The following is a 23,121-nucleotide window of genomic DNA, read 5'->3' as shown; positions in this document are numbered from 1 at the left end:
CAAAAAACGTGGTTCTGAGTTTGACACTCATCGGTGTCAAACAATAGGTTGCCGGTCTCTCGCAAAAAGGAAAGCGGTAATGGAACAGTGCTGGCGCTGGTATGGTCCCGATGATCCGGTGACACTCGATCATGTCAGGCAGGCTGGCGCCACCGGCGTGGTTTCAGCGCTTCACCACATCTACGATGGCAGGGCCTGGCCCGAAGCCGATGTGCTCGAGCGCAAGCGGATCATCGAGGCCGCCGGCCTGACATGGTCGGTGGTCGAGAGCATCCCGGTCCACAATTCCTTCAAGATCGGCGCGCCGGAACGCGAGCGCTATGCCGGCTACTATCGCGACAGCATCCGCACGCTCGCCAAGGCCGGCATCAAGACGATCTGCTATAATTTCATGCCGGTGGTGGACTGGACCCGCACCGACCTCATGTATCGCCTGCCGACAACCGGCTATGCCTTGCGTTTCGACGCCATCGACTTTGCCGCCTATGATCTTTTCCTGCTGCAGCGCAAGGATGGCGCGGCCAGCTATACGCCGGCACGGATCGCCGAAGCCGAGAAGCGGCTGAAGGCGTTGACGTCAGAGCAGGTCGACCAGATCGAGCGCAACCTCATCGCCGGCCTGCCGGCGACCGAGCGCAAGTATGACCGCGACAGTTTTCGCGAGGCTTTGGCCGAGTATGACGGGATCGGGCCGAAGGAGTTGCGCGACAACCTCGCCTGGTTCCTGCGCGAGATCATTCCGGTGGCGCAAGAGGAAGGGGTGCGCATGTGCATCCATCCCGACGACCCGCCCTTTTCGCTCTATGGCCTGCCACGCGTCGTTTCGACCGCGCAGGACGCGCGTTTCATCCTCAACGCCGTCGACAGCCCGGCCAATGGGCTGACCTTCTGCACCGGCTCCTACGGCACGCGCGCCGACAACGACATTGTCGCCATGGTCAAGGAATTCGCCGACCGCATCCATTTCGTCCATTTGCGCAACATCACCATCGAGGAGGATGGCTCGTTCTACGAAGCCGAGCATCTCGAAGGCGGCACGGACATGGCGCATGTGATCCTGGCTCTGATGCAGGAGGAGGCGCGCCGCCGCAAGGAGGGCCGTGCCGACTGGCGCATCCCGATGCGGCCGGACCACGGCCACCTGCTCGCCGACGACATCGGCAAGAAGAAGATCAATCCCGGCTACTCGCTGATCGGCCGGCTGAAAGGCCTCGCTGAATTGCGTGGCATCATGCGCGCCGTGGAGAAGTTCGGGTTGGCCTGATGAGCCAGGCACCTCAATGCAGGTGCCTAAGCTTGTCGGGGTTTCGCACGACGTAGATGGCCGCGATCTTGCCGTTCTCGATGTCGAGTGCGGTGGTCTGGAACTCGCCATCGGCTTCCAGGGTGACGAACCCCGGCAATCCGTTGATGAAACCGAGGCGGACAAGTTTCGAAGCATGCGTGCGCAACCAGGCCGCCACGCGCTCGTACTGCGCCATCACGGCATCGAAACCGAGGGCCGGTTGCGTGGCTGCAGGACGATTGCCGCCACCGTCGGCATGGGCGATGACATCGGTCGTCAACATGGTCCCAAGCGCCTTCATGTCACCGCTGCGCGAGGCCGCGAAAAAGGCCTCGGCAAGCTCCAGGCCGCGTTGCCTTTCCACCGTGAAGCGAGGCCGCGCCTCGCGGACATGGCCGCGCGCCCGGGCCGCCAGTTGCCGGCAGGCCGCCGGGTCGCGCTCGATGGCGGCCGCGACCTCGTCGAACCCGAGCCCGAACACATCGTGCAGCAGAAAGGCCGCCCGTTCGAGCGGAGACAGGCGTTCCAGCACCAGCATAAGCGGCAAGGTGACGTCTTCCACCTCGTCCTCTTCCACCAAGGGATCGGGAAGCCAGGGGCCGACATAGGTCTCGCGCTGGCGCCGCGCGGATTTGAGCTGATCGAGACAGAGCCGCGTCACCGTGCGGCGCAGGAATGCCTCGGGCTCGCGCACCGCGGCGCGGTCGGCCTTCATCCAGCGGATGAAGGCCTCCTGCACGGCGTCCTCGGCGTCCGACACCGAGCCCAGCATGCGGTAGGCGACGCGCATGAGCTTGTGCCGCAGCGGGCCGAAGCCTGCTACCGCATCGTCGGGCGCTGAGCTCGTCATCAGGCCGCGGCCACCCGGGCGGCCTTCACGGCGGCCGGGTCGGCATACAGGCCGAAACCGACGGCGATGCGGTTCCAGGCGTTGATGATGTTGATCGTCAAGGTGAGCTTGATCTGCTCCTCCTCCGTGAAATGCGCCTTCAGCTCTTCATAGGCGCCTGCACGGCCGGTGTCTTCCGAAAGCCGGGTCAGTGCCTCGGTCCAGGCAAGGGCCGCGCGTTCACGATCGCTGTAGCAGGGCGCCTCGCGCCAGGCCGGTAGCAGATAGATACGCTGCTCCGTCTCACCGTTCTCGCGCGCTTCGGTAGCGTGGAGATTGATGCAGTTGGCGCAGCCATTGATCTGCGAGGCACGCAGTTTCACCAGTTCGGTGAGGCTGTGCTCGAGGCTGGCGGCGGCGGAGAGCTCGATCGAGGAACGCTGCCAGTTCTTCATCAGCGAAGGGGCGGCGGCGAAGAGGTCGATTTTTGCGGTCATGGTTGGCTTCCTTCTGTTGGTGCCGATCCCATGACGAGTGAGGGCTTGCTGGTGTGACATGCACGCCAGGATTTTTGTCCGCCATGCGCCGTTCCCGTCAGCTGCTCCAACTTGCGCGACATCTAATATAAGAGCAGAATTGAAGGCGTTTGAAGGAGAACGGCTCATCAGCAAATCGGGAGGAAACCATGAACACCATGAGCCTCACCACGCTTGATCGCGGCAAGACGACGGTCGACGCCGCAGCAATAGAAGCGCTTTCGGCACAATTGCGCGGCACACTGCTTCAGCAGGGGGACGTCGCTTACAACGAAGCCCGCACCGTGTGGAATGCCACGGTCGACCGGCGACCCGGGCTGATTGTGTGTTGCGTCGGCGCCTCCGACGTCATTCGTGCCGTGAATTTCGCCAGGGAAAACAGGCTTCTCGTCTCCGTGCGCGGCGGCGGCCATAACATTGCCGGCAGCGCCGTCTGCGATGGCGGTCTGATGATCGATCTGTCGCCGATGAAGTCGGTGCGGGTTGATCCCGCCGCACGGCGGGCATGGGTCGGACCCGGCGCTACGCTTGCCGATGTCGACCGCGAAACGCAAGCCTTTGGGCTGGCGGTGCCGACCGGCATCAATTCGACCACCGGCATATCAGGCCTGACCCTGGGCGGCGGCTTTGGCTGGATCACCCGCAAATTCGGCCTGACCATCGACAATCTTGTCTCCGCCGATGTGGTCACCGCCGACGGCAAATTGCTGCGCGCCAGCCAGACGGAAAATCCGGACCTGTTCTGGGCGTTGCGTGGCGGCGGCGGTAATTTCGGCATTGTCACGGCATTCGAGTTTCAACTCCACCAGATGGGTCCGCAGGTTCTGTCGGGGCTTGTCGTCCATCCTTTCGCCGATGCCGAGAAGGTGCTGGAGGAGTATCGCAAGGCGCTCGAAACGGCTCCCGACGAACTGACCTGTTGGGTGGTCATGCGGCAAGCGCCGCCGCTGCCTTTCCTGCCGGCCGAGTGGCATGGCAAGGATGTTCTGGTGCTGGCCATGTGCTATTGCGGCGATCTCCAGGCAGGTGAAAAGGCGACGAAGAAGCTTCGCGCCATCGGCTCGCCGATTGCCGATGTCGTCGGCCCCAACCCGTTCACCGGCTGGCAGCAGGCATTCGACCCATTGCTCACCCCCGGCGCCCGCAACTACTGGAAGAGCCATGACTTCACCCAGCTTCCCGACAGGGCAGTTGAGATCGTCACCGAAGCGATACGTGAGCTTCCTGGCCGGGAATGCGAGATATTCATCGGCCACGTCGGCGGTGCGGCGGGCCGTGTGGAGCAGAACGCAACGGCGTTTCCACAGCGCAGTTCGCACTTCGTCATGAATGTCCATGCCCGCTGGCGCGAACCGGCAATGGACAGGGCCTGCATCGGTTGGGCGCGCAGCCTCTATGAGGCGGCCAAACCCTATGCTGCCGGCACCGCCTATGTGAACTTCATGCCTGAGGACGAGGTTGACCGGGTCGAAGCGGCCTATGGCGGCAATTACCAGCGGCTTCTGGAGATCAAGCAGCGCTATGACCCGCTGAACCTGTTCCGCATGAACCAGAATCTACGGCCCAAACAAAGCCAGCGCGCCGCCTGAAGAGCCCGCATTACAGTGACAAAAAGCCCGCGCCTCCGCCATGGGCGCGGGCTTTCGCGTACTCTTCCGCGGCTCACTTCACAGGGGCTGCCACCGCGTGGGGCGCCTGGCCCTGTTCCCATCACCACATCATGAACGACGCGACATCCACATCCGAGACCTTGCCAGCACTCACATCGGCGATGGCCTGGTCGACGATCGCCACGCCCTCGGCCACTTCGTCTTCGGTCAACGTCAGCGGCGGCATGAATTCGAGCACATTGGCCTTCAGCCCGACATAGGTGAAGGCAGCCCCCAGTTCGTAGCCGCGATAGATGATCTTGGCCGTGGTCGTGGCAGGCACGGGCTCGCGCGTCGCGCGGTCTTTGACCAGGTCGACACCAATGGCGAGCCCGCGCCCGCGTACGTCGCCGATGATCTCGTGTTTTTCGCCGAGCGTCCGCAGCGCATCGGAAAAGAGTTTGCCGATCCGCGCCGAACGTTCGACCAGGCCTTCGCTCTCGATCGTCTTCAGCACCGCATTGCCGGCCGATGCCGCCACCGGATTGCCGGCGGTGGTCTGCAAGGCGAAGGCCGGCGCATGATCCATGATCGTCTTCGGCCCGATCACGGCCGACAGCGGCAGCCCGCCGCCAATGCCCTTGCCGAAGACGACGAGGTCCGGCGTCAGCCCTTCGTGCTGGAAGCAGTGCATCATGCCGCTGCGGGCGAGCCCGACCTTGACCTCGTCGAGCACGATCTTGATGCCGTGTTTGCGGCAACGCTCCTGCAGCGCCTTGAGGAACCCTGGTGGCGGCACGATCAGCCCGCCATCCGACATCAGCGGCTCGATAAACACGGCCGCGACCTGATGCGGCGGGCAGGTGGTCTCGAACTGGTAGTCGAGCAGGGCGAGCACCTGCTCGCCGCTAAAGGTCGGGCGGAACGGATCGGGGTAGGGCAACAGCACCACGCCAGGCCGCGGCAGCGTATGCGTCATGGCGGTGTGCCCGCTGATGCCCATCGAGCCCGAAAGGTTACCGTGATAGGAGCCGATAAAGGAGATGAAGCGCGACCGGCCGGTGGCTGCCTGCAGCACGCGCACCGCGCAATCATTGGCGTCAGAGCCGGAATGGCCGAACCAGACACGCCGTTCGCCGTCTCCAGGGGTGATTGCCAGCAACCGTTCGGCCAGCGATACCGCCGGCTCGTTCGGATAGAGCAGCAGGCTGGCGCCCGCCATGTCGCGGATCGAGGCTTCGACCGCTTCGACGATGGCCGGATGGCCGTAGCCGAGCACTGCCGGGCCGGCCGATCCCGACAGGTCGAGCAGCGAGCGGCCGCCTTCCTCGATAAGCCGGTTGCCCCGGCCGCCGACGACGCTGAGCGGCGAGAAGCGCAGCTTGCCGATCTGCGCGATGGTCACGGCGTCGCGCTCGCGCAGGCTGAGATTGCTCACGAAACCGTCTCCGTCTCATGTGCGGGCAGTGCCGCCGCCAGCCGGTTCGCCCATTCCTCGATGCCGGACCGGTTCGCCAGCAGGTCCTGCCGGATCTCGACGAGGACGGCGGGGATGCCGCGGTCGTCGCCATGGACGGGCACGGCATAATCGGCGTCGCGACTGATCACATAGGGCACGTTGGCCGCGACGTTGAGCGTCGCGTCCGTGCGCAGGCCCAACAGGATCGCTTCGGCGAGATCGGCCGCATGCCCGTGCAGCACGCCCGCATGCCATGGCCTGGCAACACTCAGGAAGACCGGCGTGAAGGAGTGGATCGTCACGATCCGCGTCGGCCTGCCTTCGGCCTCGCGGCGATCGAGATGTTCGGCGACCTGGTCATGGAACGGCGAAAACATGATTCTCGCGCGCCGGTCCCGTTCCACGGCATCGATGCCGACATTGCCGGGAATGTCGGTGTCTTCCGATAGGACCGGAATGCTGCCGGAGGTGCCGAGTGGCCGGTTGAGGTCGATCAGCAGCCGCGAATAGCCGCTGAGGAAGGCCGCTGCATCGAGCCGTGCCGACAACAGCCGCGTCACCTCCGCGGCGCCGATATCCCAGGCGATGTGGCGCTGCAGATGGCTGGCATCGAGACCGAGCCGCCGATACTCGACCGGTATGTGGTTGGAGGCATGCTCGCACAACAGGACGATATCCGAGCGGCCATGCTCATTGAGAACCTCGACGGCGTCGGGCCAATCTTTTTGAGGGAGCAGGTCTTTTTCAGTCTGCGCAGTCATCAATAAAGCGTCCGGTAGAGATCGCAGATGGCAGCCGGATCGAGGCCGGCCAGCCGCTCGGCCTCATGCTGCTTCAGGCCGACGAAGGTCTCGATGAAGATTGGCGCGAACCATCCGGTGACGATCTTGTCGGCGAGAAGCGCGTCCAGCGCCGCCGGCAAGGTCTCCGGCAGCCGCACCAGACCGAGCTTCGCCCGTTCCGCCTCGCTCATCAGCGTCGGGTCGCCGGTGACCAGCGGCGGTGATGGTAGCTCCGCCTTCAGCCCTTCCAGCCCGGCGCGGATAATCGCTGCCAGCGACAGATAGGGATTGCCGGTGGCGTCGGCCGCCCGGAATTCGACATTGTACTGCCGTGCCGGATCGCGTCCGCCGATCGTCACCGTCGGGCAGATACGCAAGGACGCTTCGCGGTCGCGGTCGGCGAGCCAGGTGTAGGACGAACTCCAGCTATGCGGCTTCAGCCGGTAGAAGGACGACACGCTCGACGCCGTCATGGCGGTGATCGCCGGCAGATGGCGCAGCACGCCGGCACAGAAGGCTCCGGCCTTGGCGGACAGGCCACCAGGTTGCGCCGCATCGTATGTCACCGGCTTGCCGGCCGCGTCGACGAAGCTGAAATGGATGTGGACGCCGTTGCCGACGGCATTGGGCGCGGTCTTGGGCGCGAAGCTCGCGCGCCAGCCGGCATTGCGCGCCACTTCACGCGTGATTTCGCGGATGGCGACGGCGCGGTCGGCGGCCGTGAGTGCGTCGGCCGGCTCATGCGTCACTTCGAACTGCTCGTCGCCGAATTCGGCGATCACCACTTCGGGTCCGACGCCTGCCTCCTCCAGCGCCGCCATCAGATTGGGAGCGAACGGATCGGTGCGGCGCAGCGCGGCGAAGGACATCGAATGCGCCGGCGCGAAACTGCCGTCGGCAATGTGGAATTCATGCTCGAAGGCGGCGATGACGGAAAGCCCGGTTGCGGCCTTCAGCTCCGCCAGCGCATCCCTGAGCATGGTCCGCGTGCAGCCGAGCCACGGGCTGCCGTCGAGCTCGACGATGTCGCCGGCCACCATGTCGAAGGGCGTTGCCGATCCGGTGCGTTCGGTGCGGAAGCGCGCCTTGAGGTCGGGGATCAGCCGCAGATCGCCCGACGAGCCCCAGGGATTGGGAACGACGATCGAATTGAACGGTGTCATCGACAGATTGGCCTGCAGCCAGCCGACACCGGTCGTGGCGGTTTTCTGCAATCTGCTTTCGACAACGAAACGGCCCCGCGTGATGGCGCAGAGATCCGTTGTGACGACGGCAACGAGGGGCTCGACGGTCGATGTCATGCAGTTTTTCCCAGCGCGTTGAAACGGTCGACGACGGTGTCGGTGTCGGCAACCCAGCAATAGCCGCCGAAGGCCTTGAGCGCGATGTCGTGGCGCTCCTGGGTGATGGTGGCGCAGGCGTCCGATACGCAGGTGACGAGGTAGCCGCGGTCGGCGCCGTCGCGCACCGTCATGTCGACGCACTGGTCGGTGAGCACGCCGACCACGACGAGGTAGCGGATGCCGAGGTTCTTCAGGAGGTAGTCGACATTGGTCGAGTTGAAGATGCCGGAAGAGGTCTTCGGCAGCATGATCTCGTCGCCGACAGGTGCCAGCGACGCCACCGGCAGGCCTTCGGGGAGACTCGGCGCGACATGGATCGGTGTCAGCTTGTGGTCGAGCGAGCGGTCGCGCCCATCTTCGGTCAGGCTCTGGATGATGGTGTGCAGCACTTCCACACCATTGGCCCGCGCCGCCGCCAGCAGACGTTCCTGGTTGGGGATCGTCTGCGAGGATGTCTGCCGGTAGAAATAATGGTCGGGGCCGCGCTCTGGATGCGAGGGATCGGCGCCCGGCTCCAGCCAGATGCGCTGCATGTCGACGAGCAGCAGTGCCGTCTCGCCGGCACGAAAGGCTTCGTCTCGCTTGGGTAAGGCCCGCTTCGGTAAGGTTTGGGTCATGCTAGTCGTCCTGCTTTGCTGATTTCGGTCCGGGTGTCTTGCGCGGTTCGGATGTCTGGCGCTTGCCGTTCGACTGCGGATCGCTGTCGAGCGTTACCGCATTGGCGTGCCGCACCTTCTCGATCCTCTCGATGCGCGCCCGGGCGTCGTCGCCCAGCGTCGAAACGATATGCGCGGTAAGCGCTTCCATCTGTGCGATCGCCGGCGCCAGCGTGTCGTAGGGCGAGGCGACTTCCAGCGGGCTGACGATGGTGACTTCGGCGAGATCGGATATCGGCGACAGCCATTGGTCGGTGAAAAGCAGAATGCGCACGTCGGACGCCGCCGCCTGGCTTGCATAGGCCATCACGTCGAGCTGGTAGCGGCGATAGTCGAAGACGACCAGCACATCGCGGCGGCCGAGGTCGGCCAGCGTGTCGAATGTCTGAGGAGAAAGCACGCCGAGATCGCGGACTCCGGAGCGGAACTGCCCGAGATATCCGGCCAGCATGCCGGCGATGTGGCGGCTGAACCGGCCGCCGACCAGCACGATCTCGCCCTTGGCCTCCATCAGCAGGCGGGCTGCCCGCTCGTAGGTCTGTACCGGCGTCGCGGCGGTGGCTTTCTGCAGCGCCGCGGTGACGGAATCGAGATAGGTGAGCACGGCGCTGTCGCTGGAGCCGCTTTGCCGCTTGGCCTCCATCATCAACAGAGGCGAATGCAGCCTGGCCTCGACCTCGGCCAGCAGCTTGGACTGGAAATCCGGAAAGCCTTCATAGCCGAGCTTGACGACCAGGCGGACCACGGTCGGATCGCTGACGCCGGCGCGCCGCGCGAGCGAAGAGGCGGTGCCGAGGCCTGAGGTCGGATAGTCCGTCAAAAGCAGCCGGACGATCTTCTCTTCCGACGGCGTCAGCGCCAGATCCCCGCGCATCAGAACATCGCGTATCGCCATTGGCCTCCCCGAATTCCACGGCCTCTTATTTGTGGAGTTTGTTACAGAAATTTAGAATTTTGTCAACAATGAAGAGATTATTACATTGACCGATCGCTGCTTTATTGTGTCGGAAAGCAGCCAGCCGGCGCCCCGGCACGGCGTTGATCGGCAACAGCGCGATTGAGGACTTTCGGCGCTGCGCTATTTCAGGAATCAGGTGAAGAGTCGACCGGCCTTTGCGGGGAGTTCGACATTCCGGCCGACCCGGAAGAGCCGGCGACCTGCTGCTTAGTGCCGATCCCTCGAAAGCCGCTTCGACTAACCCTATCGCACGTCATGGCGGAAGTCCGCCCGACCTGCCAGCACACAGGATGCGATAGCCGAGCGCCGGCCGATATTCAGCTTGGCGAAGATGCGCCTGATGTGTTCGCGCACCGTGTAGCTGCTGATGCCGAGCTGCCGTGCAATCTCCTTGTCGAGCTTGCCGTCGGCGATCAGCAGCGCGATCTGCAGTTCGCGCCGGGTCAGCAGATCGGCGGCCGACAGCGGCAGATCTGTAGCAGCATCAGGGACATAGACTGCATCATAGATCAGATAGTGCGTGCCGGCACATACGATGCGGCCAACCGGCCGCTGAGCGCCATGGCCGCTCGGCCCGCCGCGATCGTCCTCGTCGAGATGACGGATGGCGACCAGCGAATGGCCGTTGACGACAAAGCTCGACGTGGCCGTGTCGCGCTCGCATTCTTCGCCTGGCGAAGAGCTTTTCCGCGCGGCGGAAATCTCGTCAGCGAAGTCGGAAAGTCTCTGCAAATTCTCGGCACGTGCAACCATGGTCGAACGCCCCAGTTGGCAGGAAACTCAGTACAATCACAAGCCCTGGCGCACCAACAAAACTGCTACGCCGCCGAACCCCCGGCGCAACCAGTATGAAAGCTGCATAGATGGCCTTGACTATAACACCTTCCGAAATATTAGCATTCCAAAAATCATCATCGGGTCGCCAATTTTCACCTTTCAGCGCCCGAATCCGGCGCGGATCGAGCGCAAAAGATCTGGGGTAAGCCTGACGCCTCGGTTGAACAGTCCGGCCGGCGCCAACGGTACACCCGGCCGGCAGCCCCAGGCGCCGCCCGAATGCGGGCGCGGACCGGCAGTGTGAACCGCGATCACCACCGGTGGGCCGGCCTGCTGACGCTGGATCCATACAGGCGCGCCGCTATGTCCCGGACAGGTATCGACGCTGTAGAAAAGCTGTCGTTCGGTGATCCGGTCGAGACGCTCGGCATGCTCCCATTGCGTGCCATCGGGTTTGTCGGCCGGATAGCCCGAAATGTGCAGCAGGCGCGAACTGCGCAGCCGTTCGAGGTCTTGGCGGTTGGGCGACCACAGCCGGAAGAAGCCGGGCGCTGGCGAAAACGGCCGTTCGAGTTCGATCAGCCCGACATCGTGCAGCGCCGACGGTCGCCGGCGATAGGGCGGATTGACATGCCATCGCTTCGCCCATTGCCAGCCGAACGGCCGCGCCTCGCGAGACGCGCGGCCTGGTGTGACGCGGATGCGCACCGCCAGATTGGGCAGGCCGAGGCGCTTGCGGATCGGGCTGGTGATGCAATGTGCGGCCGTCAGCAGTCGCGTCGGCGAAATCAGGAATGCCGTGCAGCCGGTCAGCCTGCCGTCGCCGAAGTCGCGCTCGATATGGCAGACGGCGCTGTGCGGAAAGCGGTTGGTATGCGTGACCCTGGCGCGGCCATCGGTCGGCCCGACCACGGCATAGTCCGCCTCGTCGGCCAGACGGTCGAGTTCGAAGGGCGTGGGCGAAAACAGCGTCATGTGTCTTGCCCGTGTTCGGCCTGCGGCGGCACGACATCCCGCGGCGTCACGTCCGGCGACGACACATCGTCGATCCCGGCCCCGCCCGCCGGCTCCTGTGGCGCCTCGACGGGATCCGTCTCATCGGTTGCCGCCGCGCCGAGCATGCCGCGCAGGCGGTCGACCAGCAGGTGGGCCTCTTCGCCACGGCTCTCGAGATAGGCCATGGCCCGATCCATGAACTCCTCGTCGGACCGGAAAGGCACCTCCGTCTGGCGGTGCGGCGGCGACCGCAGCGCCTTGACCTCTTGCAGAACGATTGCGTCCAGATCGGCCCATACCGACCTTGAATGCGGTGCGACTTGCCCGTGCATCGGGGCCTCCTTCGGGTTCAGTTGTCGTACATCAGTGCCGCTTCGTCGAATGTCGTGCTGTTGGGGTCGTAGAGCAGCGGGCGCTCCCGGTCCTGCAGCCAGCCCTCATAGTTCCTGGCCCGGCGCGGATGCATGGCCTGGCGGGTGAGCCGGGCCGCCTGGACCAGAATCTGGCCCGGCTGCAAATTGCGGATCGCGGCGTTGACCCTCGGGTCGGCGCGGCTCGGCTGCCGGTAATGTTCGATGATCCGCTGTGCGATGGAATTGGTTCCCTTGGTCATGCCGATGCTCAGCGGACGGTTGCGGTCTATGCCGGCGCGGGTGATGCGATAGACCTGCGGCCCCGGTGCCAGGAATGGCCGCAACAACGCATCGACCTGGCCGCCCCGGCTGGCAGCGGTGCGCGCCGCGTCGATGGCCGCGAGCGACACCGGCGGGGTCCAGCCGCGCCAGCCCGGCAGTTGCGAACCGCGCGCCCGCACCGATGTCTGGCGGCGCGCCGGCCGTGGCGCACGCCGCACGGTCGCCTCGTCGAAAGAGGCGTCGCCACCGCAACCGCAACCGCAACCGCCGCTTGGAAAATGCCGGCGCCGGACCTCGACGGCGCGAAAGCCCTGCTGCTGGCGGCAGCGCGCGCAGCCGCATAGCCGGCGGTGGGGCACTATTTGCGCTGCCTCGTCGACCAGCGCGTCGAGTTGTTCGTCGAGATATGACATGCCGGCTCCCTTCCTCGTACCCTGTTTCAACACGGTGCGCCGGTACGGCGTCACCCCGGACCAGCGTTGACTGTTGCGTCCGATGCCGTGGCCCGCCGGCGCAGCCTCGCCACTGTCCTCTCCCGCTGTTCGACCGTCGGCAACGGAAAGGACAGCCGCGCCGGCCGCGGGGGCCTGATGTCGAGATAGCGCGCGATATTGGCGTCGGGGCTGAGCTCCAGCTGAAGCACCGAGGCCGGAGCCGAAAGCAGCGAGACAACGCCCGGGCCGTGGCCGGCGACGGTGCTGTCCGAGTGCACGACCACGCCCACCGAAACATGCCCGCCCAGCCGTGACCGGCCAAAACGGTTGTCTGCGTCCATGATCCCGACGATGTCGCCGAACCGCAGCGAGCCGAGCTTGTAGCGCCGCACCATGCCAGGATCCGACATCTGGATGTCGTAGTCGCCGCGCAGCACATTGTTGCGGCCCAGCCCCGAGCCCATGACGCGGGCCGGAATGCGGTGTGTCACCTTGACGTGGATCCGGCCGTTGCGCTCGACCGGCCGCCAGCGGGCAAGCAGCCGCGGCGAGCAGTTCCAGATCGCGACGTCGGGATAATCTGTCAGGCGCAGGCCAAGGCCATAGGCCCAGACCTGGATGCGGTCACCGATCGCCATCTGCCGCATCGCCGGCAGCGGAAAGTCGATCAGCACCGTATCAACGCCGCCATGCTTGCCGGTCACCACGCCGCGTGCACCGGCGGCGCGGCCCGTGGTGACGATGGCGTGATTGCCGATACAGGAATAGCTTTGCAGCGCCTGGTTGGCGGCATCGGGGTTGCCGCCCGCGGCGCGCGCCTCGTTGCGGATCGACACCGCCGGTTCGACATGGTCGCCGGCCAGCCCGACGCAGGGGTCACCCACGCGATGGTTGAGCACGATGCCGCCAGTGCCCGGCAGCGAGCGTGGCCTGCCATCATAGCCGATACGCCATGGCGTCCCCCTTTCGGTCGGCGAGGCCACCTGTCCCGCGACGCTGATCATGACCAGGTCGCGCGCGTTGGTGCGCAAGCCGTGGACCGGAAGGATGAGGGGCGGTTTCATGCCGCAGCCTCCGCAGGGGCCAGTTCGTACCAGAGCGCGCAGGCATTGCGCCAGGGATCGTCCGGCGTCTCGTCGTGGTCGGCAGGATCCTCCAGCGCCCAGTCGGTTTCGCTCCAGCCGTCCGGCAGCGCCAGGATGACCGGGGCGATCACCTGGATGATCGCGGCACTGCGGCCGCTGGCGGCTATTGGGGCCGCGGCCGGCCAGAACGCCGCACCGGACCAGCCCTGGATGGCGCCAGGATGGCGCGTGACTGGAAACGCCAGCCGTCCGAGATAATCACATAGCGGCGGGAGCGCGCCGGCGGCGCCAGCGCTGGTGAGGATATAGGTGCTCTCGGGCTGAAGGGCGGCGGACAGCGCGATCACATCGCGGGCGCATTCATCCAGTGGCGCGGCGGTGCCGGCCAGATCGCCAAGCCGCGCTTCGAGCGCGGCGCAGCAGCCTTCGAAACGCGGCAGCAGGGCCGTTCCCTCGCGTTCTGGCAGCGCACTCTCATACTGTGCGTCGCCGATCCAGTGCACGCGCGACGACAGCCGGCCGTTCTGCCAGGCCCGCCGCCATGGTTCGAGTTCCAGCACCAGTTCCCGCAATGTGGCGTCCCTGACATCGGGACGGAGCCAGCCGCCGCCCATCTGGTCCGGCCGGTGGCGGTAATATTCGTCATTGTCGAGCAAGGTGTAGAAGCCGCGCGGCAGCCACACCCGCGCCGATTGCGACAGCGTCACCGTCACCAGCAATCCCATCGGCGACAGCGCCAGCGGCGCGTCGATGACGATGTTCGGCGGCTTTGGCGAAAAGCGCCCGGGAAGAGCCAGATGGTGGTCCATCACTGACAACCTTCAGACTGCCTAGAGCAATTCCTGGAAAAGCGTGACGCGGCTTTCCCACTGGAATTGCCTAGAAACAAAGCTTTGGAGCTGTTCAGCAATTCCGCGCGACGCCGAACAGCTCCAACGGTTCAGGCGGCTATGCGCGAGGCGGTGTTGCGATTGAGCCCGTAGGACCAATGCACACGATCGCCATCGAGGCCGGGGAAGCGGCGCCCTTCGCGCGTCAGCCGGTAGGCGGCGAGCCATGCATCGGCTTGCGAACCCATCTTCTTTGCGTCGGCGTCGAATTCGGCCGGCGTGATCGTCGTGCGGAAATCGTTCTCGGCGATATATTGCAACGTCCTGCGCCCAGCATCCGCCATCTTGGCGCGCTGCGACATCTCGGCCGCACCGCCCAGGTGCCGGTTGGCGACGGCTTCGATAACATCCCATTTGGTGTTGGCGTCGAAGGATTTCTTGATATCGGGCGCGTCGAACAGCTCGAAGATCTGCTGCACGTATTGGCCGGTTTCCCGCGTCAGCGCCAGGATGTTGCCGTAGCTCGAACGATCGAGATGGTAGCGCAGGTCCGTGCCGACGCGCTGCACCGTGGCCAGTGCGGCGAATGGCCGGTCGTTGATGGTCGAACTGCCACGGATGACCTGGCCGATCGTCAGGTCCTGGAAATACTGCGACATCGCATTCATGAAGGCGACCAGCATGAAGTGGAAGCTGCGGTTGACGATCGCGCCCGAGGGCACCGGCGCGCGGCCATAATTGAAGACACGACGGTAGGCAATCAGCCGGTCGCGGCGCTTGTAGCGGATCGGCCGCCACTTCTCGAGGATGTAGAGCCCGCGCGCGCCGGGGCCGCGCTGGATGCGGATCTGCCCGTTCTGGAACAGCCGGCGCAGCACATCGACCACCTGGAACAGCTTCATGCGGTCCATCTGGTAGATGTAGTAGAGTTCGGCCGATGCCTGCAGCTGCGGCGGGATGATGGATTCGTCGAAATCATTGCGCAGCAGCGGCATCTGCAGCGCATCGAACGGCTTGACCGGTCCATCGCCGAAGCCGACCAGATCCGCGAAGCTGGTGGTCGTCGAACTGGACGACCGATCAAGCAGTTCACCATAGCGGCCCTCGAACTCGCTTTCGAAAGCAGCCCGGTCCGCCGGCGACAATCCGGGCAGTTCGTCCCTGAAGAAGCGCTGGAACAGCCGTTGGATGACCTCATTGGATTCGCTAGCCATAACAGACCTCATGTTGCTCGAATTGGCGGCTCACGGTTTTTTCAGGCTTTGGGCGGCTCGCCGGACGCTGCGTCCTGGCTGGCGGCAATGGCGTTCAATACGGCTGGCGCCAGGTCGAAGAAGCGCGCCAGTTCGCTGTCGGTCACAACTGTGGGAAGTCCAGTGCTGAAAGTGTTGGCGTCGCGGACGCGTCTCACGAATTCGTTGCGCCGGGTTTCCAGGGGCTTGCCCTTCTGGAATGCCACGATCTCCTGCAACGATGCGAATTTCGCCTGGTTGAACCAGCGCCCTGCGATTGTCCGGCCGACGATATCGCCTGATGTGTCGACGGCCGCAGCATAGAGCGCGGTGACATTGTCCTTGTCGCGCAGGCCAAGCGACTGAACCGTTTCGTCCAGCCTGTCGATCGCCTTGCCGATCTCGCCAAGCTTCTTGTCGATAATGTCGCCATTGGGCTGGTTCTTCAGCGTGGTGGCAATGGCTTCGATCGCCACGGTCAAGCGGTCGAAGGCCTTCGATTGTTCGCCGTCGGGGAACCCCTTGATTGCCTTGGCAACGTCGCCGATGGCCTTCTGGGTCCCCTTGCTGCTGCTGTCGACTTTCTCGGTCAACAGATCGATCGACTGCGGCGTCTCGGCCTCTACTTCGAAGCGGGCTTTGACCCCGGCGTGGAACTTGTTGGCCGGATGGTAGGGAAACGGAATTTTCGCAGCCATTGTCCTGCTCCTCTCCTGCCTGCTCAAGCCGACCAGTAGTCGGGACGGTTCTGCCCCATGCTCGCCATCGAGCTGGCGATCGGCGACGGCATCTGGACCGGGCTCGGCAGATTGGTGCCCTGGCCGAACGTATCGGCGAGGATCCGGCGGATCATCCAGCGGATCAGCGACTGGTTGTTGCGGAAATTGAAGACGTTGAAGTCGCATTGTGGGGTCAGCGACCGCACCAGGCGCTCGGTCTGGTCCTCCGCTTGGTAGAAGGTGCGCAACTCACGCACCACCAACCCTTTCAGGCTCGAATCCCAGGCGCCGGGACCACCGAACGGGTTGAGCAATTCGCCGGAGATCGTGCCGAGCTTGCTCTTCAGCCTGTCGCTGAATTCGCACAAAAGCACACCGGGGTTCTTCAACTGGTCGGTCAGCTCCAGCACCGCGTCGACGACGATACCGACGGCGGTCGCCCGCCTCTCCTGTTCGCCGAGGCCGTCCGGGTCGGTGCCGACCGCGTAGAGATCGATCGCCCTGTCGAGCAGGAACAGCATGTAGTCCAGCAGCACCTGGCAGCTGATGTCGTCATCGTCGCAGCCGCAGCCGGCGAAGCAGTCGACCTGCTCGAGCAGGAAGCCGCGCGCGATGGTGAGGTTCATCAGGCGGATGGCGCCTTGGTCGGGGCCGCCCGCGCCGTAGAGGCCGTAGACGATGATCGGTGGCCGCGCGACATAGAGCAGCCGCGAGCTGCCTTTGGCGACAAACGCATCGACGAAGAGCTGCAGGCTGGAGACGAATGCCACCAGCGGCGGCGATTCCGGCGGGCCTGAAGTGATCGGCACGTCGATCGGAACCGGGATGCTCTGGCCGAACTGGATCAGACGCTGGAAGCGGTGGACCAGCATCGCAGACGCCGTCGACAACTCACGCAGCCCCTCGACGCTTGCTCCTGTCGACAGGTCGACCAGGTCGTCCATCGCTTGTGACAGCGCGTTCTCCTCCAGCAGTGCGCGCAGGTCCGCCTGGCCGCCGGCCTCCAGTTGCTGCACCAGATTGCGGTAGGCTTCGATGCCGCGCGGCCAGTCCTCCTGGCCAAGCGCGCTTTCGACCGAGCCGGTCAGGCTGCGCAGTGCCATGATGACGGCGTTGCGGCGCGCCTGCAGTTCGCCGGCCGCCGAACGCACGATCGCGGTGCTGCGGGTGATGCCGTTGGACGCCAGTCCCTCGCCGATGGCGACAAGGATCAGCCCGGCCAGGACGTCGCAGCTCTGGGCAAAGCGCCGGAAAAGGATGGCGCTGCCGTCGGTCAGCGTGCCGACATAGCGCGCCAGCCGCGAATACTCGCCGAGCTGGCGTCGGGCCGACATGGCCCGGTCGTGGTTGACCGAATCCAGCGCCAGGCGTGCGGCCGCAAGCCCATCAGTGGCGAGCTGACGGATCGAGCGTCCCCAACCAATCATCTCGATGCGGATATCCTTCAGCGGCGATGAGGTTGAAAGTGTCTGCAGATCGCGTTCGAGGTCATCCTGCGCCTGCGCCATCTCGACGGAGGACGGGCCTGTATTCTGGACCTGCGGCACGTAGTCGGGCACGCTCGAATAGGGCAGTCCCGCGCGTTCGCGTCGGTCCCTGTCCGCTTCCTGCGGGTAGAAATTCAAGAGCGCGTTGGCGATCTGGTCGGGATCGCGTGGATCACTGACGCGCAGCGTCTTGCGCAGCAGATTGTCGACGGCGACCGTGGCGGGCGACCGAAACTTCGAGACCGGGCTGGCGGCGGTGGTAAACAGGTCGGCCATGACATCTCACCTCATGCTACGAGTGCGGCTGGGGACGGTTGCGCGGCGGGCCGTCGGCTTGCCTGGCGCTGGGCCAGGTTCCTGATGACGAGCTTGGCAATGGCGTCCGGTTCGGCGCCGGCCTCCAGCGCAAAGCGGCTGGCCGACACAAGAAAGCGTGGCGGCAGGTCGGGGACTTGCCCCGCCGCGATCAGGATGCCGCCGCGACGGATGCGGGCTTCGTCGGCGCGCGAAAAAGGAATGGCATCGGCCAGCGCGTGCTGGCCCAGGCCGCGCCGCGGCTGGTAGGCGATCTCGTCGACGACAGCCGGGATGACGCGCGGCGCTGCGGCGAGCAGGGCCGGCGGCAGCCGGTGCCCCCTTGCCGGATTGTAAAGGCCGCGCCAGACGCGTTCGGCGCGCGCGGCCTCGGCGGCAAACCCCATGCGCCGCAGCATCTCGGTCAGGATCAGCACCCGGATCCAGCCGGTCGGATGGGCGCCGCCCGGGCGATAGGTCAAGGCACGCGCGCCTGGGTGGGCGAGGAACTCCATCATGCCCCAGACCGACGCCGTGCCGCCCAGCAAAAGTGCCGCGAGGTCGGCGAAAATCTCCTTGTGCCAGCGGCGCAGGATCGTCACCACCAGCGGGTCGAAACGCATCGAGGCGAGCCGGTTGCCGACCGCTTGAGCGTTCTCCTGCCACAGGCCCATATCGGCCTGCAGATTGTGAGCGACCTCATGCAGGAACACCGACTGCCAGGGATTGTCGCGGTCCCAGGGCACGCGGATGACCGGGAACGGATTGCTGTCGCCAAGCAGGCGGGCCAGCGCTACGCCACGCCGCTGCGTGGCCGGCGAATAGCCGTGTTCCATATAGGTCAGCGGCTTCAGCAGCGGGCCGCCGAACACGCCCGGCAAGGCCGTGCGGACAACCGTGTAGCAATCGAGCGCGATCGCGTCGTGGGCGGCGAGCGCCGGGGCGAAGCCGGAGCCGCGCTGCGACATGACCTCGAAGAACATGCCGAAGGTGCGGCGCAGCCGGTCGATCCTGCGGTCGAGCATCGCCATCTGAGTGAGTGCGGCCTGCGCCGTTGCCGGCGGCCAGCCGCGCTCGATCTCGGCGATGTGCCTGTTGATGTCGTTGCCAATGTTCGCCAGCCGCTTGTTGGCTGCATGGAAGTGAGCCCGTGACGGCGCATAGGGCAGGTCTTCGGGACGCAGCCCGATGCGCCGCGGCGTCAGGCGGTTCAGGCGCTGCGCGCGCGCTTTCAGCGCCCGCAGCTTGGTGTCCAGGAACCGCCTGGTCGAAGAACCAGCGCGCATCGCCTCGATCCTTCTTCTTGCACCGACAGGGTTTTAGTTGGGCCGGATGGTGATGCTGACTGGACCGCGGATCACGATACGCCGTTGGCGCCCATGATTGGGGCCATATCCGCCCGTCCAACCGCCTGGCCAACCGCCTGCAGCTCGCCCCAAAGCCCGCCCGGCGATACGCGCCAGATTGCGTCCCGGGGCCATGCCGGCGCGAACCGCCGCCGCGGTGCGGCGCACGATCTGGCGCCCTCGCTGCAGGGGCCGCGTCAGCTGCCGGCGCAGACCCTGTCCGCGCGCCGCGACACGACGCGCGGTGCGGGCCAATACCAGCGGCCGCACGGACGCCGGGGTGCGGCGTGTCACGGCCGTGCGGCGGACGCTGTTGGCGATGCGCGGCAGCGCACGGATCGCGGTCGGTCCGCCACGGTTGACGAGCTGGGTGGCAGCGCGGCGCACGGTGCGGACCGCGTGGACGCGCGCCGCCGCCGGCATACGTACGGCCGCCGGGCCAAGCACGCGCCTGGTTGCAAGGGCGGCGACCACGGGAATGGCACGGCGATTGCGCACCGCGAGTTCGGCGAAGGCGTCGAGCGCCTCGTCTTCGGAAGCCTCGTCCGCCATCAACTGGCCGACGACGTTGGCGACGCCACCAATGGCGGTGCCGTAACCGGGAATGAGACTGGCGACAGGCGCCACCGCACGGGCAATGCGGCCGATTGTCGGAGCGGCACGGCGCACGGTGCGAACGACGCCGCGAAGGCCACGGGCGATGCGACGGAAGAACTCGTCGCTGTCTTCAGCGGCAAGCGCGTAGCTCATGGCCTGGTCCCAGGCATCGTCGTCGGACTCATCGCCTTCGTCGAAGCCATCGCCCTCGTCGAACTCGTCACCGGCATCGAATTCGTCGCCGGCGTCCATCTCGTCGAAGCCGGAGGCCTCGAACTCGTCGCCTTCGTCGAACTCGTCGCCTTCGTCGGCCTCATCGGCGCCGTCGAAGCCGTCGCCCTCGTCCATTTCGTCGAATTCATCATAGCTGTCGGCGGGGCCTTCCGCTTCATCAAAGGCTAGGTCGTCGAACATCGATTCGTCATACCCGTCCATCTCGAGATCTCCTCTTGAGCGATCGGCCCCTCAGGGGAGCGGGACCAAAGCGATTAACGCCGGTCGGGAGTGTCTGCCCCAGCACGATGGCTCTCAAGTCGGCAGGATCGGGTAGCTCAAAGATGGTCGTCAATATAAGTGACTATTCAGGTGGGTTATTTTGTGTAGCTATAGTAATAATAATATTATTATTTAACGTCAATTTTAATAGAGTTTGCTTTCGGCCCAGATTGTCGTCGTGCGCGGCCGATCATTCCGATGGTTGCGAAATACTTGGATTAAAAGCTTGGGCGGGACGCGCCGCAGCTTCCGCTACCAACTTGCATACTTCCTGAATGAGCAGCCATCATCATCAAGTCCCCCGTGCGAATGGAAAAATTATTCGTCGCGGCCGCGACGAAAGGCCGATCGTTTCTTTCCCGGCAATCCGAAGTCGATGAAACTTGCGCGCATTGATGGCGGCTATGGTCGCTGAAATGTGCCTGCATGTTCAATCGACTGGGTTTTCGGGTGGCGGTTTCAAGCAACGCCTCGGAAAGCGACCAGGAAAGGAGCTTGATATGCCTAGAATAGTGCCTGTGCTCGATCTGGGCCGCCTTGAGCAAGGCGCGTCGGAGCGTCGGACTTTTCTGGCGGACTTGCGTTCCGCTTCGCGCGACATCGGCTTTTTCTATCTGGCCGGGCATGGCATCTCCTGGGCGGAGATCAGCGAGGTGCTCACGGCATCGCGCCAGTTCTTTGCCTTGCCTGAGGCCGACAAGCTGGCGATCGAGATGGTCAAGTCCTCGCAGTTTCGCGGCTACACCCGCGCCGGCGGCGAACTGACCAAGGGCAAGGAGGACTGGCGCGAACAGCTTGACATCGGCGTCGAACGCCAGGCAATCGCGCAAGGGCCGGGGATTCCCGCCTGGACACGGCTGCAGGGACCGAACCAGTGGCCCGCGGCGCTGCCGGATCTCAAACCGGCGCTGCTTGCCTGGCAGAGCAAGGTGACGGCCGTGGCGATCCGGTTGCTGAAGGCCTTCGCGCAATCGCTGGATCAGCCCGAGGATGCGTTCGACCCGATCTACAGCAGCGAGCCCAACCATCGCATGAAGATCGTGCGCTACCCCGGCCGTGATGCGACCGGCGGCGACCAGGGTGTCGGCGCGCACAAGGATGGCGGTTTCCTGACGTTGCTGCTCCAGGACGACAATAAGGGGCTGCAGGTCGACTATGATGGCAGCTGGGTGGATGTGGACCCGATTCCCGGCACGCTCGTCGTCAACATCGGCGAATTGCTCGAACTGGCCTCCAACGGCTATTTGCGCGCCATCGTGCACCGTGTCGTGACGCCGCCCGCCGGTGTCGAGCGCATTTCGGTGCCGTTCTTCTTCAGCGCCAGGCTCGATGCGACGATACCGTTGCTTGGGCTTTCCGATGAACTGGCGGCGCAGGCGCGCGGGCCGGCAAGCGATCCGGACAACCCGCTGTTTCGCGATGTCGGCACCAATGTGCTGAAAAGCCGGTTGCGCTCGCATCCCGACGTCGCGCGCCGCCATTACGCGGATCTGCTCGAAGGGGAAAGCCGGGTTGGCTGAGCTTGCTGGCGAAGAAAGGACAGGATTTTCGCCATTCTAACCGATCTTTAGAAAACTGTTCGTCGTATCTGCCCGAGAATCGGTCCAAAAGAGAAAAATCCGTTCGGTGTTTTCCTCCCATTTCGCCGAGCGGTGTTCCCCTCTGAAGGTTTTGACCTTCTTTTTGGCCGGGCCGTTTTCGCGCCCGGCCTTTTTCTTGGTGCCGTCGCGTTGCCGCCGCCGTGCTGATCCGGCAAGCTCCGCCACAACTCGTTCGCCTGCCATCGGAAAGAAGGAGGGAATCTCATGACATCCAATGTCGCCGTCATCGCCGGTGCGGGCTCCGGCTTGAGCGCCTCGCTGGCGCGCCTCCTCGCGAAGGAAGGGTTCAGCGTCGTTCTGGCTGCCCGCAACATTGAGAAACTCGGTGCCTTGCAGGCTGAGACCGGTGCGCAGGCCGTGGCAACGGATGTCTCCGATCCCGCGTCGGTGGAGCACCTGTTCGATGTCGCCGACAAGGCCGGCCGGCTCTCGCTGGTGGTTTTCAACGCCAGCGGACGCGCCCGCGGACCGATAGCCGAGCTCGACCCCGAGGCGGTCCGGCAGGCTTTGCTGGTCGGCGCCTACGGCGGCTTCCTGGTCGGCCAGCAGGCGGCCCGCCGGCTGGTGGCTCTAGGCTCGGGTTCGATTCTCATCACCGGTGCAACGGCCAGCGTGAAGGGCTTCGCCGGCTCCGCAGGTTTCGCGATGCCGAAATTCGGCTTGCGGGGGCTGGCCCAGTCCATGGCTCGTGAACTGGCGCCGAAGAACATCCACGTCGCGCATTTCATCATCGATGGGGCCATTGCCTCGGCCGGGTCCGGGCAGGAGACCGAGCCACAGGATCGACGGCTGTCGCCGGACGCGATCGCCGAAGCCTATCTCTCGATCCATCGCCAGCACCGCAGCGCCTGGACATGGGAAATGGAGCTCAGGCCCTGGGTCGAGACCTTCTGAAGGGGTGCGCGGGTGCGACTTTGGTGCAAGCTGTGGGCACGGTTGGGAGGAGTCGACATTGCATGAGGATATCACTATATAGCGGCGGCTTCGCTGGCTCACGCCTTGAGGCGCAACGTCAAAAGGCGGCTGCAGCGACGGCCCTTGAGATTAAGAAACGGACTGAAAGCCGTAACAGGTAGAAGCAATTGCTCGGAGCGGGCCAGATCCCGCCAACGGTACAGTCCCTCAGAATCAGAAAATGTTCTTCACCCCTCGATTT

At 64.9% G+C, this 23,121-nt stretch carries 23 protein-coding genes; 4 read left to right on the top strand and 19 right to left on the bottom strand.

The annotated features are described in order from the left end of the window. Positions 1-79: 79 nt before the first annotated feature. Complete coding sequence (gene uxuA, locus JN279_RS33585; RefSeq protein WP_202351339.1) at positions 80-1,264, top strand: mannonate dehydratase; 1,185 nt, start codon at positions 80-82, stop codon at positions 1,262-1,264. A 13-nt stretch (positions 1,265-1,277) separates the two neighbouring features. On the opposite strand, the gene JN279_RS33580 is transcribed toward uxuA, so the two are convergent. Both JN279_RS33580 and JN279_RS33575 read right to left on the bottom strand, forming a co-directional pair. Then, complete coding sequence (locus tag JN279_RS33580; protein WP_202351338.1) at positions 1,278-2,135, bottom strand: sigma-70 family RNA polymerase sigma factor; 858 nt, start codon at positions 2,133-2,135, stop codon at positions 1,278-1,280. After that, positions 2,135-2,611, bottom strand: a complete 477-nt coding sequence (locus JN279_RS33575) for a carboxymuconolactone decarboxylase family protein (protein WP_095198044.1) — start codon at positions 2,609-2,611, stop codon at positions 2,135-2,137. The genes JN279_RS33580 and JN279_RS33575 overlap by 1 nt, the downstream gene beginning before the upstream one ends. Positions 2,612-2,799: 188 nt before the next feature. Here JN279_RS33575 and JN279_RS33570 point away from each other — a divergent pair, with 188 nt between their 5' ends. Further along, the gene (locus JN279_RS33570) at positions 2,800-4,239 is read left to right on the top strand and encodes an FAD-binding oxidoreductase (protein ID WP_202351337.1); all 1,440 of its coding nucleotides are present in this window, start codon (positions 2,800-2,802) and stop codon (positions 4,237-4,239) included. A 121-nt stretch (positions 4,240-4,360) separates the two neighbouring features. Here JN279_RS33570 and JN279_RS33565 read toward each other — a convergent pair whose 3' ends face one another. The 16 genes from JN279_RS33565 to JN279_RS33490 all read right to left on the bottom strand — a co-directional run bounded on the left by JN279_RS33565 (position 4,361) and on the right by JN279_RS33490 (position 20,304). Next, positions 4,361-5,677, bottom strand: coding sequence for an aspartate aminotransferase family protein (locus tag JN279_RS33565; RefSeq protein WP_202351336.1), 1,317 nt, complete (start codon positions 5,675-5,677; stop codon positions 4,361-4,363). Beyond that, complete coding sequence (locus JN279_RS33560) at positions 5,674-6,459, bottom strand: N-formylglutamate amidohydrolase (protein WP_202351335.1); 786 nt, start codon at positions 6,457-6,459, stop codon at positions 5,674-5,676. Before JN279_RS33560 ends, JN279_RS33565 begins: the two co-directional genes overlap by 4 nt. After that, positions 6,459-7,781, bottom strand: a complete 1,323-nt coding sequence (locus JN279_RS33555; RefSeq protein WP_202351334.1) for a glutamine synthetase — start codon at positions 7,779-7,781, stop codon at positions 6,459-6,461. Before JN279_RS33555 ends, JN279_RS33560 begins: the two co-directional genes overlap by 1 nt. Next, positions 7,778-8,440 carry a cysteine hydrolase family protein gene (locus tag JN279_RS33550; protein ID WP_096454438.1) on the bottom strand — a complete coding sequence of 221 codons (663 nt, stop codon included), beginning with the start codon at positions 8,438-8,440 and terminating at the stop codon, positions 7,778-7,780. Before JN279_RS33550 ends, JN279_RS33555 begins: the two co-directional genes overlap by 4 nt. Before the next feature lies 1 nt (position 8,441). Next, complete coding sequence (locus JN279_RS33545) at positions 8,442-9,374, bottom strand: MurR/RpiR family transcriptional regulator (protein ID WP_096454440.1); 933 nt, start codon at positions 9,372-9,374, stop codon at positions 8,442-8,444. Positions 9,375-9,680: 306 nt separating this feature from the next. Further along, complete coding sequence (locus JN279_RS33540) at positions 9,681-10,190, bottom strand: helix-turn-helix transcriptional regulator (protein WP_096454442.1); 510 nt, start codon at positions 10,188-10,190, stop codon at positions 9,681-9,683. 183 nt (positions 10,191-10,373) lie between these two features. Then, the gene (locus tag JN279_RS33535; protein WP_096454444.1) at positions 10,374-11,189 is read right to left on the bottom strand and encodes a trypsin-like serine peptidase; all 816 of its coding nucleotides are present in this window, start codon (positions 11,187-11,189) and stop codon (positions 10,374-10,376) included. After that, positions 11,186-11,542 carry a hypothetical protein gene (locus JN279_RS33530; RefSeq protein ID WP_096454446.1) on the bottom strand — a complete coding sequence of 119 codons (357 nt, stop codon included), beginning with the start codon at positions 11,540-11,542 and terminating at the stop codon, positions 11,186-11,188. The genes JN279_RS33535 and JN279_RS33530 overlap by 4 nt, the downstream gene beginning before the upstream one ends. A gap of 17 nt (positions 11,543-11,559) precedes the next feature. After that, positions 11,560-12,258 carry a hypothetical protein gene (locus JN279_RS33525; protein ID WP_096454448.1) on the bottom strand — a complete coding sequence of 233 codons (699 nt, stop codon included), beginning with the start codon at positions 12,256-12,258 and terminating at the stop codon, positions 11,560-11,562. Between the two features lie 50 nt (positions 12,259-12,308). Next, a complete protein-coding gene (locus tag JN279_RS33520) occupies positions 12,309-13,343 on the bottom strand; it encodes a DUF4438 domain-containing protein (protein ID WP_202351333.1) in 1,035 nt (344 codons plus the stop codon). Continuing rightward, entirely contained in the window at positions 13,340-14,173 is an 834-nt protein-coding gene (locus tag JN279_RS33515) for a hypothetical protein (protein WP_096454452.1), read from the bottom strand. Before JN279_RS33515 ends, JN279_RS33520 begins: the two co-directional genes overlap by 4 nt. Positions 14,174-14,304: 131 nt before the next feature. Then, positions 14,305-15,408 (bottom strand): hypothetical protein, encoded by a 1,104-nt coding sequence (locus JN279_RS33510; protein WP_096454454.1) that lies wholly within the window; start codon positions 15,406-15,408, stop codon positions 14,305-14,307. A gap of 41 nt (positions 15,409-15,449) precedes the next feature. Next, positions 15,450-16,124 carry a hypothetical protein gene (locus JN279_RS33505; protein WP_096454456.1) on the bottom strand — a complete coding sequence of 225 codons (675 nt, stop codon included), beginning with the start codon at positions 16,122-16,124 and terminating at the stop codon, positions 15,450-15,452. A gap of 23 nt (positions 16,125-16,147) precedes the next feature. Then, positions 16,148-17,908, bottom strand: coding sequence for a hypothetical protein (locus tag JN279_RS33500; RefSeq protein ID WP_244734262.1), 1,761 nt, complete (start codon positions 17,906-17,908; stop codon positions 16,148-16,150). 11 nt (positions 17,909-17,919) lie between these two features. Beyond that, positions 17,920-19,212 (bottom strand): hypothetical protein, encoded by a 1,293-nt coding sequence (locus JN279_RS33495; protein WP_096454458.1) that lies wholly within the window; start codon positions 19,210-19,212, stop codon positions 17,920-17,922. 33 nt (positions 19,213-19,245) lie between these two features. Then, complete coding sequence (locus tag JN279_RS33490; RefSeq protein ID WP_202351332.1) at positions 19,246-20,304, bottom strand: hypothetical protein; 1,059 nt, start codon at positions 20,302-20,304, stop codon at positions 19,246-19,248. A gap of 560 nt (positions 20,305-20,864) precedes the next feature. On the opposite strand from JN279_RS33490, the gene JN279_RS33485 reads away from it, so the two are divergent. Next, a complete protein-coding gene (locus JN279_RS33485) occupies positions 20,865-21,884 on the top strand; it encodes an isopenicillin N synthase family dioxygenase (protein ID WP_202351331.1) in 1,020 nt (339 codons plus the stop codon). A 36-nt stretch (positions 21,885-21,920) separates the two neighbouring features. Here JN279_RS33485 and JN279_RS33480 read toward each other — a convergent pair whose 3' ends face one another. Then, positions 21,921-22,130 (bottom strand): hypothetical protein, encoded by a 210-nt coding sequence (locus JN279_RS33480; protein WP_202351330.1) that lies wholly within the window; start codon positions 22,128-22,130, stop codon positions 21,921-21,923. 39 nt (positions 22,131-22,169) lie between these two features. Between JN279_RS33480 and JN279_RS33475 the strand changes: the two genes are divergently transcribed. Then, the gene (locus tag JN279_RS33475; protein ID WP_096454465.1) at positions 22,170-22,859 is read left to right on the top strand and encodes an SDR family NAD(P)-dependent oxidoreductase; all 690 of its coding nucleotides are present in this window, start codon (positions 22,170-22,172) and stop codon (positions 22,857-22,859) included. Positions 22,860-23,121 lie beyond the last annotated feature (262 nt).

The organism is Mesorhizobium sp. 113-1-2, from assembly GCF_016756475.1.
Classification (GTDB): domain Bacteria; phylum Pseudomonadota; class Alphaproteobacteria; order Rhizobiales; family Rhizobiaceae; genus Mesorhizobium; species Mesorhizobium loti_C.
This window is presented reverse-complemented; position numbering and strand designations above follow the sequence as displayed.